The sequence below is a fragment of the Vibrio artabrorum genome (assembly GCF_024347295.1).
Taxonomy (GTDB): Bacteria; Pseudomonadota; Gammaproteobacteria; order Enterobacterales; family Vibrionaceae; genus Vibrio; species Vibrio artabrorum.
In genome coordinates this window covers 988,548-1,000,823 of the sequence record NZ_AP025459.1, presented here as the reverse complement: position 1 = coordinate 1,000,823, position 12,276 = coordinate 988,548, and the positions used below count along the sequence as shown (strand labels likewise).

General features: G+C 42.3%; 10 protein-coding genes. 6 read left to right on the top strand and 4 right to left on the bottom strand.

Going from position 1 to position 12,276, the window contains the following annotated elements:
* Window positions 1-135 precede the first annotated feature (135 nt).
* The gene (locus OCU36_RS18470) at window positions 136-264 is read right to left on the bottom strand and encodes a hypothetical protein (protein WP_261839961.1); all 129 of its coding nucleotides are present in this window, start codon (window positions 262-264) and stop codon (window positions 136-138) included.
* Window positions 265-710: 446 nt separating this feature from the next.
* Here OCU36_RS18470 and OCU36_RS18465 point away from each other — a divergent pair, with 446 nt between their 5' ends.
* Window positions 711-1,934 carry an aromatic amino acid transport family protein gene (locus OCU36_RS18465; RefSeq protein ID WP_261839960.1) on the top strand — a complete coding sequence of 408 codons (1,224 nt, stop codon included), beginning with the start codon at window positions 711-713 and terminating at the stop codon, window positions 1,932-1,934.
* A gap of 364 nt (window positions 1,935-2,298) precedes the next feature.
* A complete protein-coding gene (locus tag OCU36_RS20125) occupies window positions 2,299-2,514 on the top strand; it encodes a hypothetical protein (protein ID WP_261839959.1) in 216 nt (71 codons plus the stop codon).
* Here OCU36_RS20125 and OCU36_RS18455 read toward each other — a convergent pair.
* The 3 genes from OCU36_RS18455 to OCU36_RS18445 form a co-directional block, all read right to left on the bottom strand.
* Window positions 2,456-3,181 (bottom strand): HAD-IA family hydrolase, encoded by a 726-nt coding sequence (locus tag OCU36_RS18455; RefSeq protein ID WP_261840746.1) that lies wholly within the window; start codon window positions 3,179-3,181, stop codon window positions 2,456-2,458. The genes OCU36_RS20125 and OCU36_RS18455 overlap by 59 nt on opposite strands.
* A gap of 353 nt (window positions 3,182-3,534) precedes the next feature.
* The gene (locus OCU36_RS18450; RefSeq protein ID WP_261839958.1) at window positions 3,535-5,343 is read right to left on the bottom strand and encodes an HD domain-containing phosphohydrolase; all 1,809 of its coding nucleotides are present in this window, start codon (window positions 5,341-5,343) and stop codon (window positions 3,535-3,537) included.
* Window positions 5,344-5,409: 66 nt separating this feature from the next.
* The gene (locus tag OCU36_RS18445; RefSeq protein ID WP_261839957.1) at window positions 5,410-5,904 is read right to left on the bottom strand and encodes a hypothetical protein; all 495 of its coding nucleotides are present in this window, start codon (window positions 5,902-5,904) and stop codon (window positions 5,410-5,412) included.
* Between the two features lie 248 nt (window positions 5,905-6,152).
* On the opposite strand from OCU36_RS18445, the gene OCU36_RS18440 reads away from it, so the two are divergent.
* The 4 genes from OCU36_RS18440 (at window position 6,153) to OCU36_RS18425 (ending at window position 12,248) form a co-directional block, all read left to right on the top strand.
* Window positions 6,153-6,629, top strand: coding sequence for a CreA family protein (locus OCU36_RS18440; RefSeq protein WP_261839956.1), 477 nt, complete (start codon window positions 6,153-6,155; stop codon window positions 6,627-6,629).
* Between the two features lie 116 nt (window positions 6,630-6,745).
* Entirely contained in the window at window positions 6,746-8,050 is a 1,305-nt protein-coding gene (locus tag OCU36_RS18435; protein WP_261839955.1) for an inosine/guanosine kinase, read from the top strand.
* 292 nt (window positions 8,051-8,342) lie between these two features.
* Window positions 8,343-10,091 (top strand): formate--tetrahydrofolate ligase, encoded by a 1,749-nt coding sequence (locus tag OCU36_RS18430; protein WP_261839954.1) that lies wholly within the window; start codon window positions 8,343-8,345, stop codon window positions 10,089-10,091.
* 252 nt (window positions 10,092-10,343) lie between these two features.
* A complete protein-coding gene (locus OCU36_RS18425; RefSeq protein ID WP_261839953.1) occupies window positions 10,344-12,248 on the top strand; it encodes a sensor domain-containing diguanylate cyclase in 1,905 nt (634 codons plus the stop codon).
* Window positions 12,249-12,276: the final 28 nt, after the last annotated feature.

Genomic DNA, 12,276 nt, shown 5'->3' with positions numbered 1-12,276 from the left:
GAGGATAGTTTTGATATGACGTGTGAGCGAATGAGAGTTGCTCAGTTTAGAATTGCTCACTTTAAGAAGCGTTAGCTAAGAAAACTTTTAGCTTTAAAAGCGTTTCCGTTGAAACTGAATTAAAGATCTTAAAGCTTAGTTCGAAGACTTGAAAAGCTCTTCTGCTAACGGTTTCACTGTCTGTTCGTAGTCAGACAAATCAATGCCAATTTCCATAGCATCTAACAACTCTAGACTTTCGTCATTATAAGATTGGTCACTCATTGTGCCCCCTCTATTCCTTGATGTGGACATGATGTCCTATTAACCAGTGCACCATCTTGGACTTATATTATGTCACTTTGATGAACGCACTCTACTCTACCCATTCCATATTTATAGCTTGAAGCTACTCGCGATCATTAACGCTTTTTTACGCTAAAGGGGTATACGCGAACGACATATGTACTGTCACCTTACACTAAGTACAACAAATTACTCTAACAATTTCGAAGCTGATCATGGTCAAACGTTTGCTTTAGCATTGAATCTCGGTTAATTCACAATGTCGTAAACATGAGTTTACAGTGGTTATTTTTGATTACATCAATCATTGCTTTTGGTATTAAACTCAATCAGAATACATCAAAATCGAGATATTCTTTGGGTTTATGCGCTTAAGCCAGAAGAATTACAATAAAAACACACCCTAACGTAAAGAATTATATACAATGAATAAATCAAAGGTTTTTGGTAGTACTTTGATCATTGCAGGCACCACAATTGGTGCTGGCATGCTCGCTCTTCCACTTGCTTCTGCAGGTATTGGCTTTTCAACTTCACTTTTCTTGATGCTGGGTTTATGGGCATTAATGGCTTTTACTGCGCTATTAATGGTCGAACTTCACCAATTCGCAGAATCTGATGCAACCCTACACACGTTAGCTCACAACATTTTAGGGACAAAAGGAAAATGGATTGCGAGCTTTGCGGTGATGTTTCTATTTTACGCTTTGTGTGCCGCTTACATCGCGGGTGGTGGTGCACAGTTTAATCAACGTATCTCGGATATTTCCGGTATTGAACTCAACGGCCAGATCACAACCCTTTTATTTACCCTGTTAGTTGCTGGTGTTGTAACGATTGGTACTCACAGTGTTGATAAAGTTAACCGCGTCTTATTTGGTTTAAAGCTCGTTGCGATGGTACTAGTACTTAGCTTCCTCGCGCCCAACATCACAACTCAATACCTACTGAGTATGCCTTTACAACAAGGCCTGATTGTTGCAGCGATTCCTGTTGTCTTCACCTCTTTTGGGTTCCATGGCAGCATTCCATCGATCGTTCGTTACCTAGATGGCGACGTTCGTTCTTTGCGTAAGGTGATGATTGTAGGTTCTGCCCTGCCATTGATTATCTACGTTTTCTGGCAGAGTGTGACTCTGGGTGTCGTAAGCCAAGAGCAACTACTTTCTGATACTAGCTTGGGTGCGCTTTTAGTCTCACTGTCACAAACCGTTCATCAATCAAACCTAAACGTGATCGTCGGTGTGTTCGCAGACCTCGCACTGCTAACATCTTTTATCGGGGTAAGCTTGGGGTTGTTTGAATTCATGGGTGATTCTTTGAGTAAGAAACTAGGCAATGCAAAACGTGTAAAGACAGCCGCTATCACTTTCTTACCACCACTGGGTTTTGCTTTATTTTACCCACAAGGTTTTATCATGGCGTTAGGCTACGCAGCCATCGCACTGTCAGTGCTCGCAATTCTGTTACCAACAGTGATGGTCTATAAAGTTCGTTACACTGACTTCTCTGTGAAGCCTCAAAGTCCAGAAGCGACATATCAAGTGCTAGGAGGAAGCAAAGCGTTGTTTTTAGCGGGTAGCGTTGGCGTGTTTATCATTGCCATTCAAATTCTTATTTCAGTAGGGTTACTGCCTTCACTTGGCTAACAAGATTTGGTGAAGGTTATAAGTCAATCGACATATCATCCGTCGATCATCTGATGTGATTAAAGATGTCGCTCAAACTCATCAAATGCCGTATCTAAACTTACAGAAGAGTCAGTTTCGCCATCTCAGACTTTGAGCGAGTGAGAATTAAAGCAAACTCAGAAGGACTCGTTATGAGTCCTTCTTTACTGAATCACGTTAATAACGAAAACCATGATCACTAACGAGAAAATACTCATTACCATGAAGCAAGTCGCAAAGGGAATAGATTACCAATGGCTAAAACTGTTTAAAATTCAAGCTTAGAGGTAACATTATGTAACGGGTCTTTTTTCGCTTACCCTCTTGCTGCAGGTGGCACATAATGAATAAAACAGAAGCACCAAACACCGATAATATTACATGCCCTTTATGTCAACACGACGAATATCTACTTTCAGAAAGTGGAGAAAAGTTCACCTGTGCATCTTGTGGTTTTCACACCGAACAATTAAGTAAAGTAGTCAGCCTTCAACTAGGTTCTACCCCACCAAAGCTGCCGAATTCTGCATACCACCACTTGAGCAGTGTTTGCCATTAATCCAAACTGAAATCTCATCTAAACTGTAGATATCCTGAGCCGCGAGTTCTGCTGAGCCGGCTTCGGGTTCTACGATGGCTTCATCAATACTTGGGCGTAATCGAAACGATTGAATTCCCGCGCGAACACCAGCCTCAATCCCTTTCAGCGTATCATCCACGTAGATGCATTCATTCGGTAAAAAGCCCATATTCATGGCCGTGTACATAATCAGATCAGGTTCTGGTTTCCAACTATTGGCATCAAACGCTGAAAACACTTTACCTTTGAAGTCATCGAGCATACCTGTCATCGCCAATGAAGATTCAACTCTAGATTTCGGTGCGTTGGAAGCGATACAAAACTCAATGCCTTGTTGTTTGAGAAATTCAATAAGCTCAATTGCCCCGTCCATTGGCTTTAAATGACGCTGAAATAGGGTCTCTAATTCAGTGCGATATAACGGTTCAAGGGTATCAATCGAGATAGATAGCCCAAGACGCTCTTGTGTATCCATTAAGATATCTGCCAGCTTACCACCTTGAAAGTGCGCGTAGCATTCTTTGACGTTCAACTTCGCCCCAAAGCCACTAAAAACGTTCACCAAAGCGCGACAGCACAGCTTTTCACTATCTATAAGTGTTCCGTCACAATCGAAAATCACACATTTTGTCTGCTCTAATCGCATAGACATTTCACTCACATTTGATCCAAGCTTTATCCTATAAGGTTATGCCAATAAACGGGATGATTCAGATAACATTTTATCGATCCCTGCTTATTTCTCTTCGCGAAATATGCGATAGATCACCTTATGACTGTAGATAAACATCAAATATCATTCGTTCAATCATGATTGTGTAGCACCAAATGCTGCTTGGTATTTCTATTTTGTTCTATATCAGTTCAAAATAGAAATCTGTGCTAACGAGCTTCAAGGCAGGCGAAAAAAATACACATCAATTAATCATTAACTAGAGGACTCAGTCAATGGATAGCGTTAAACATTACCAATAAAAAACAGCGAAAAAAGGTGAAGAGTTAGCTCGCGACCAACGCCTGAAGTGTCTGTGGCTCACCTACAGACATAGAGACATATTCGACACTGCTTGTGTCTGGAGAAGTATCGCGAATAGCGATGAACTCAGGCAAATGATCTAACAACAACGTGGTCAACTTAGGATCGAACTGACGACCACACTCTCGCTCAAACAAGCCAACAACCCTCTCTAATGGCCATGGTTCTTTATAACAACGGGCGCTAAGTAGCGCATCAAAGACATCAGCTACGGCGGTAATGCGAGCAAACAAGTGAATGTCCTCACCAGCTTTGCCTGTCGGATACCCTTTTCCATCCCAGCGTTCATGATGCTCATAAGCAATGATCGCCGCAAGGTTGGTGATATCACCAGCTCCACTTTTCAGTAAATGATAACCCGCAGTAGTGTGCTGCTTCATGATAACCCACTCTTCTTCCGTTAGCTTATCAGGCTTATCGAGAATATATTCAGGAACAGAGATTTTTCCCACATCATGCATTGGACTGATGATTTCTATCATCTCAATCTCGCGATGACTCAAACCATAATGCTTAGCAAGTAACGCTGATAACTTGGCGACACGCTTAACGTGATTGCCTGTTTCACCAGAGCGCGTTTCAATGGCTTCCCCCAAAACATGAATCATGTCTTTTTGAACACTGAGTGTCTGCTTCTGTAGCGATAAGATTCGTTTATTTTTTTTAGCGAGCTCTTTCTTTTGACGTAACGTAATAAATTGCATGATGACAATTAAGCTTAACGCTAAAATAACCAGACTCAAACCAACCAGCAACTGAAGGTTCTTACGTATAAAAGAAGCGGGTTTATGGATTACCACCGATTTTTCAGGTAGTGCATCCTCACTGATATCAAATTTTTTCATGGCAAGGTAATTAAAAACAAAGCGTTGGTTATCACCCGGTACGAACGAGGGGGCGAAACCGAGATCCATATACTTATCGAGGGCATCAACGGCCTCTTCACCTATGCTTTGTGAATGATTCACATAGCCACCGAGTACCTCGCCCGAAATATAGAATTGCCACAAAGCAAACACCGGCGCAGCACTCGCTTTAGATAAGGTATCTGCCACCTCTTGGTAAGTATGGTAAAGGCCTTGTTTCAACTCTGTGTTGTAGTGGCTGAGCAAAACCGCATCGTCTGCCGAGATCCCTTCCAAAAACTGGCGGGTATGCTCTAGTGATAGATCACGAATTTCGACCAAATTAACATTTGGAAACTCAGCCATTATGCGATGAATTTCTGTGTGAATCAGTTCGGAAGTTACACTAGAATCATTGATAAAATAGAGGTTCTTTAGATGAGGTCTTAATTTGCAAATCAGCTTAATATTAACGTCTATCTGATCATTCTCATAAAGCACGGTTGCTCTATCAGACACTGCGTACATGTCAGTACTGAAATCATTGATGCCAGCAGCAACGACCGGTGTGCTTCTATCAATCAAATCAGGCAGAGATTTAAGAAAATTGGCCGCGTGATCGTCTGTTACGATGACGCCATCAAATTTATAACCGGCATATTTCGTACGTAAGTAGCTCGCAAGAGAGTCGTAGTACTGAGGGCTGTGGACACGTTTTGAATCCAAATACTCGATTGAGAGCTTAACTTCGCTTTGAGATTGACTGAAAGCACGGTCTATCCCTTTTTGGAGGTCAGCGGTCCATTGATAAGAAGGTTCGTAGGAGTGCAACACTAGGATTTGTTTAACACCCCAACCATGTGCAGAAATAGCTGGAGAAAAAGCGCTAACGCATAATACAGCGATTGAGATCAATAGCTTGTACATACAACACAATTACCCCTTTTTTAAAAACAAGCATTGTACTCAGATTAACGCCTTATCAAAGCACCTTTATTTCTCGATCCAAACTTTATCGCCAAAAACATGATCTCGTACAAAAAAGTCACGCAGCTGTTTAGCAAAGCCTTCGATATCTTGATCATTGTTGTTAACAATATCCGATAGCAACAGACAATCCTCACCTTCAGTGACAATCGCGCTCGCCACAACATCGCCATTTTGAGTGCCAATAAACAAGGTGTGCGCTTCCGACAACATAATCTGACTTAAGAACTCCAAAATATTCGCTCTTTCGGTTTCATCTTTGTAGGCGCTGGCTTGATTCAGTGAAAAAAGAACCGTCAATTTATGAAAGTCGACTTTATGCAGTTCATCAATTTGAGTTGGAGTTTGGTCTTGTGGGAGAAGCTGATAAGTCTTTTGGGAAAGTTGTTTTTTATAGACATCTAAACCAAGAAGGCTCTCTTTCGCGGGGTATGCAATATCCAGTTGGCTAAATAGCCAATGGTTCTTCTGATGTGCAATTTCAGGTATTTCATTATTCATTCTTTTAGTACCTACGTTTAGTATTCCAAACATCACCGTGATTCGGAACAACACATGGTCGACAAAAGAGCCGATCTAAAGATAGAAAGCATACAGAGCATGACTAAGGCCAACAAGCACTTTAAAAGCCTTATGTTTTTCATTAACCACAACAAGCCTTTAAGAACTCAACGAAAAGCTCTACACTCGTATCCAAGCTTTCAATTTCCTGATAGTAAATAGAACGATATAAATAAAAAGGACTTCTTATGAAAAAAGCCTTAATAGCAGCCAGTATCATCGCAATGTTAGCTGGCTGTTCGGACAATGAAGTTGGCGACGTCTCTCTGGGTCTCTTCACTATGAAAGACATCAAAATATCTTCGTTAGACGATGATAAAATCACCGGTGTGACTTGTCATATCGCATCAATCGAAGCAAACCTTAGCCTTTCAGATCCGAGTGATAGTTCTATTTCTTGTCGTCAAACGGGTGATATTACACCTGAAATGATTGCAACAATTGACAAGAGTGAATCAGGTGAAGTGGTATTCAAGCAGTCGAAAAGTATTTTCTTCAAAACGATGAAAGTCAGACGTATTTATGATGCAGAGAATCAAACGCTACTCTACTTGTCTTACACCACTAAAGAGACCGAGGGTAGTTTCAAACACAGCCTGTCCACCGTGCCATTGTGGGGAACAAAGGCTTATGTTGACCCCGCGACGTTAGCCCCAATCGAATAGAGACATCGAATCACCTGTACAGTCATTGTGCAGGTGATTCAAAATGTAATAAAAATGAAAGAAACAGAATTAAAATGTGATATTATGCGGCAAAATTTTTTCACTGTATTTTTCATATGAAGTTTCCTGGACAGCGTAAATCTAAGCACTATTTTCCAACTCACGCACGTGATCCGTTGGTCAACCAAATTCAACAAACGCCCAAGCTTCACCGCGCCACGATTGTCGGTGTCGGTCAAACTATTGTTGATATCGAAGCCCGTGTTGACAACTCGTTCCTAGAAAAATACCAGTTGAGTAAAGGTCACTCTCTCGTATTGGAAGAAAGCAAAGCTGATGCGCTGTACGAAGAGTTAGTTGAACGAGGGTTGATCACGCATCAATATCCTGGCGATACTATTGGCAATACATTACATAACTATTCTGTACTTGCAGACAGTAAATCGGTCCTGCTTGGTGTTATGTCTAAGAAGATTGAAGTCGGCTCATTTGGTTATCGTTACCTATGCCGTACATCTTCTCGCATGAACCTAAACCACCTACAAACGGTTGATGGTCCAATTGGCCGTTGCTACACACTTATTTCTGAAGATGGTGAACGTACGTTTGCGATCAATGAAGGGCACATGAACCAACTGCTTCCAGAGAGCATTCCTGAAAAAGTGTTCGAGAAAGCTTCTGCATTGGTTGTGTCGTCATACCTAATGCGTGGAAAACCCGAAGATCCGATGCCAAAAGCGGTACGAAAAGCGATCGAGTACGCGAAAGCGCACAATGTGCCTGTTGTACTCACGCTTGGTACTAAGTATGTGATCGAAGGTAACGCTGAGTGGTGGCAAGAATACCTGAAAGAAAACGTCACCATCGTCGCGATGAACGAAGACGAAGGTGAAGCATTAACGGGTGAAAAAGATCCACTACTTGCTGCTAACAAAGCGCTTGAGTGGGTTGATCTAGTCCTATGTACTGCGGGGCCTATTGGTCTTTACATGGCAGGTTATACCGACGAATTAGCCAAGCGTGAAACCACTCTGCCGCTATTGCCGGGTAACATCCCAGAGTTCAACAAGTATGAATTCAGCCGTGCGATGCGCAAGCAAGACTGTCAAAACCCAGTAAAAGTCTACTCTCACATTGGTCCTTATCTCGGAGGTCCACTTGAGATCAAGAACACCAATGGCGCTGGTGATGGTGCGCTTTCTGCTCTACTTCACGACATGGCCGCCAACAGCTATCACCAAGTCAACGTGCCGAATTCGGAGAAACATGAATTCACGTGTCTAACGTACTCGTCACTGTCTCAAATTTGTAAATACGCCAACCGTGTAAGCTATGAAGTTCTGACTCAACACTCTCCTCGCCTGTCTCGTGCACTACCAGAGCGTGAAGACAGTTTAGAAGAAACATACTGGGACCGCTAAACGACCCTAGGTTGTCACCGAAGTAGAATTGCTATTTAATTTCTCAAAGGGCTGCTATTTGCAGCCCTTTGTCTATGAAGATATTGGGTATTAACCGATAAGTACGTACAATGACAGGTAATCAGACGAATATTTTGCTTGTTTAAGATTTGATCTTGCGCAATGACTTTTAAGATCGGTAATTCCCAAGCACATAATTCATGTGGTTTGTCTTTACTTGAGAGATTTATACAGTATTATCGCCACGCAAACGTTTACGTACCACCTTTAGGTTCTGATATAAGGATCAAATATGCTGTCTGATATTGATATTTGTCGCTCTACCCCCCTTAAAAACATCAGTGAAGTTGCTGAACGAGCTGGCCTTCAACACAACGAACACCAACCATTAGGGCAACACAAATCTAAAGTGTCTCTCATGTCGCTAGAACGCCTCGATAACCAAAAAGATGGCAAGTTAGTTTTAGTCACCGCGATTACACCAACTCCTCTAGGTGAAGGGAAAACCGTTACCACCATCGGTTTAGCGCAAGGTCTAGCAAAAATAAATCAATCGGTAATCGCCTGTATTCGTCAACCTTCCATGGGCCCGGTCTTTGGTGTTAAAGGAGGGGCTGCGGGTGGTGGTTACTCTCAAGTTGCCCCTATGGAACAATTGAACCTGCATCTGACCGGCGACATTCATGCAGTAACAGCGGCTCACAACCTTGCCTCTGCCGCGATTGACGCACGCTTGTATCATGAACAACGTGAAGGTTTGGATGCCTTTGAAGCGCGCAGTGGTTTAAAAGCATTGGACATAGACCCCAATCGAATCGTATGGCGACGCGTCGTTGATCATAATGATCGCGCATTACGTATGATCACAGTTGGCAAAAACGAAGCTAAAAAAACCATTAACGGCGTTGAGCGCGAAGACGGATTCGATATCTCAGCCGCTTCAGAGCTAATGGCGATTCTTGCTCTAGCGGATGACCTGCAAGATTTAAGAAAGCGCATCGGACGAGTAGTGCTTGCATACAATAGACAAGGCTTGCCATTAACTGCAGATGATTTCAACGTTGCTGGCGCGATGACCGTCACAATGAAAGATTCCATTGAGCCTACATTGATGCAAACCCTTGAAGGCGTTCCAACCCTAATACACGCAGGGCCTTTCGCGAACATCGCCCATGGCAACTCTTCCATTATTGCTGATAAAATCGCATTGAAGCTGAGTGATTTTGTTGTAACTGAAGGTGGCTTCGGTTCCGATATGGGGTTCGAGAAAGCGTGCAATATCAAAGTGAAAGCATCAAATAAAAAGCCCGACTGCGCCGTTATCGTCGCAACATTACGTGGTTTAAAAGCAAACTCTGGCCTCTACGATTTTAAACCGGGTACTCCGTTACCAGATTCAATCTTTAATGATGACCAAGACGCACTTATTGCAGGCTTTGAGAACCTTAAATGGCATATCAATAACGTTAAGCAATACCAAGTGCCAACGGTTGTTGCGATTAACCGATTCCCACAGGATTCAGCTCAAGAGCTGGGTACTTTGAAACAGATGATCAGCGATTTCGACCCAAGCGTCAGCGTTGAAGTAAGCGAAGCATTTGGTCAAGGTGGCGAAGGGGCGACTCAGTTGGCTCAAGCGGTAGTCAAAGCGTGTCAAGAAGAGTGTGAATTTAAGCCTTTGTATCACTCTGAGCAAAGCCTAGAAGAAAAGCTAATGGCAGTCGCTGAAGTGGGTTATGGTGCGTCAAATATCTCTCTGTCACCCCTTGCAAAGCAACAACTCGACGATTTCAACAAACATGGATACAGTCATCTATCGGTTTGTTTGGCCAAAACACCACTCTCTATCTCTACCGAAGCACACATCAAAGGCGCCCCAACCCAGTTTAACGTTCCCGTTAGAGAGCTAAAACTTTGTGCGGGAGCCGGCTTTATTTACGCTTTGTGCGGTAATGTAATGACCATGCCCGGATTACCCGATAAACCAGCATTTATGTCGTTAGACATTGACGAGCAAGGCAACGTCATTGGCTTGAGTTAATCATTAAAATACATCCAGCCAAGTACTCCAAACTTTGAAAATTTGCCTACTCATCACGAAACAATCGTGCCGTGATGAGCAGGTATCAGCGATTAGCAGAAGAGCCCACTATTCGGTCAACAAATAAGCACCTTTGAAACAAGTCGCTATTGAACTGTAGCCATATGCAAATCTTAATCTAAATTCTGGGTGAAGATCACATTAAATGCCTTTTTAAATCTATAGTATTGCGCTGATTCTTTGAGGACAGTGATGAATACAAATATAAAAAAACTAATCGGCCAATTTCTCTGCACACTGTTTGCTCTTGGATTAGTTCCCGCCCTCTATTTTAAGTCTGAATTTAATAGGATAGACGTTGACTACGCGTTAAATATTAAGCAATCCAGTAAAAATCAAATCGAATACATCTTCCACAAGCTAGCCAGTATTATGAAGGAAACGTTTAATGCTGTGCCTTCAATGGCAGATTCAAAAATATTACTGCGCGCGATTAAAGACCCTTCATTAGATCATCAACAAGCGCTCAATGATCAATGGGTGGTACTGGCACAAAGCCACCAATATTACTCTCGCCTGCGTTACCTAGACTTAGACGGAAATGAAGTTTTCAACCTAAGTTATAACAACCAAAAAGCGACGATGGTGCCCAGTAACGAGCTACAGAATAAATCAAGCCGCAGCTACTTTAAAACCCTCCAACAATTACACATTGGTGAAGTCAAATCGGATAACATCGATCTAGAACTCGACCATGGAGAAATCGCCTACCCATTAGCTCCTGTGCTAAGAATAATGACACCTGTCACTTCCGAAGGTCGAATTTTAGGCTACTTTATCGCAAACCTAGACATGCTAAAAATATACAAGCGTCTGATTTATCAAGTAAGTTCATCGGCAACCGAGCCTGTAATCCTTAATAAATTGGGCCACATCATTTTAGGGCCAAATATTGAAGAAGCATTCGGTCATTTAATTGAAGCACATTCAGATAACACTTATGCAAAGCAATATCCAAAGCTTTGGCTGTCGATTCAAAGCGAAACATCTTCCAGCTATTTTGATGGTGACAATTGGTACTTTCACTCAAGAATCGATGCTAATTTAACGCAGTTGTCGGACCCAGCGTATATGGTAATTCGTATGCAAAACCAACAATTTAAAAAGCAGTATCTTAAAGACAAGCAATCAACCGTTATTCAATCCGTTGCTTTGTTTATCTTAATTTCAATAATTTCAGTCGCTTTCGTGCTTTGGAATAGAAACCACAAAAAAAACAGTATCGAAAGCCAAGTAGCCAAAGCAGCGATGAACGGTATGTCGGCTTTGGTGATTACCAATAGAAATAATAGAATTATTAAAGTAAACCAAGAGTTTACGCGTGTTAGCGGCTATGAATTCGAAGACGTAAAAGGCCGTCAACCTTCCATGTTTGCCTCTGGGCGCTACACTCAAGAGTTCTACATCAATATGTGGACTGAACTCCAAAAAGTAGGCGTATGGGAAGGTGAAGTCGTCAATCGCTGCAAAGATGGTTCGTTAATTACGGAAATACTCAGAATACAAACCATCAAAGACTCTAAGGGTATCATTCAATTCTATGTCGCGTCTTTTGTCGATATCAGTAAACATAAAGCTCTCGAGAAAAAACTCCGGGCACTGAGTGAAAAAGACACATTAGCAGAGTGTTGGAATCGACGTAAATTCGACCTCGAACTTCGCGAGGAATGCCGTCGTGTCGATCATTCTCCATCGCAAAGTCAATCTTGCTTAGCTGTCTTAGATATCGATCATTTTAAACGTATTAACGATAGTTTTGGCCACGATTATGGGGACCGCGTGATTCAAAAAGTCGCGAAAACCTTACAACGTGAAAGTCGTGAAAATGACTTAGTTGCGCGCATCGGTGGCGAAGAGTTTGGTATTATTTTCCCGAAAACCACGACCGAAGAAGCCGAGTTCATACTCAACCGCTTAAAAGTGGCAGTCAGCATTGAGTTCGACGATATCGTGACAGTCAGTTGCGGAGTGACCAATATTACCAATGACCCCACTCTCAACTATAAGTGCGCCGATTTAGCCTTATACGAAGCAAAAGCAGCGGGGCGAAATAATGTATGCTTACTCCTCAGTAGCGAAATGAGCGAAATTGCCTAACAAGGCATACGATGCCCATTAAAGGATA

Excerpts from the sequence above, each read along its gene's own strand:
- OCU36_RS18425 (WP_261839953.1), top strand. The coding sequence starts at position 10,344 with ATGAATACAAATATAAAAAAACTAATCGGCCAATTTCTCTGCACACTG.
- OCU36_RS18435 (WP_261839955.1), top strand. The coding sequence starts at position 6,746 with ATGAAGTTTCCTGGACAGCGTAAATCTAAGCACTATTTTCCAACTCAC.
- OCU36_RS18445 (WP_261839957.1), bottom strand. The coding sequence starts at position 5,904 with ATGAATAATGAAATACCTGAAATTGCACATCAGAAGAACCATTGGCTA.
- OCU36_RS18470 (WP_261839961.1), bottom strand. The coding sequence starts at position 264 with ATGAGTGACCAATCTTATAATGACGAAAGTCTAGAGTTGTTAGATGCT.
- OCU36_RS18440 (WP_261839956.1), top strand. The coding sequence starts at position 6,153 with ATGAAAAAAGCCTTAATAGCAGCCAGTATCATCGCAATGTTAGCTGGC.
- OCU36_RS18455 (WP_261840746.1), bottom strand. The coding sequence starts at position 3,181 with ATGCGATTAGAGCAGACAAAATGTGTGATTTTCGATTGTGACGGAACA.
- OCU36_RS20125 (WP_261839959.1), top strand. The coding sequence starts at position 2,299 with ATGAATAAAACAGAAGCACCAAACACCGATAATATTACATGCCCTTTA.
- OCU36_RS18465 (WP_261839960.1), top strand. The coding sequence starts at position 711 with ATGAATAAATCAAAGGTTTTTGGTAGTACTTTGATCATTGCAGGCACC.
- OCU36_RS18450 (WP_261839958.1), bottom strand. The coding sequence starts at position 5,343 with ATGTACAAGCTATTGATCTCAATCGCTGTATTATGCGTTAGCGCTTTT.
- OCU36_RS18430 (WP_261839954.1), top strand. The coding sequence starts at position 8,343 with ATGCTGTCTGATATTGATATTTGTCGCTCTACCCCCCTTAAAAACATC.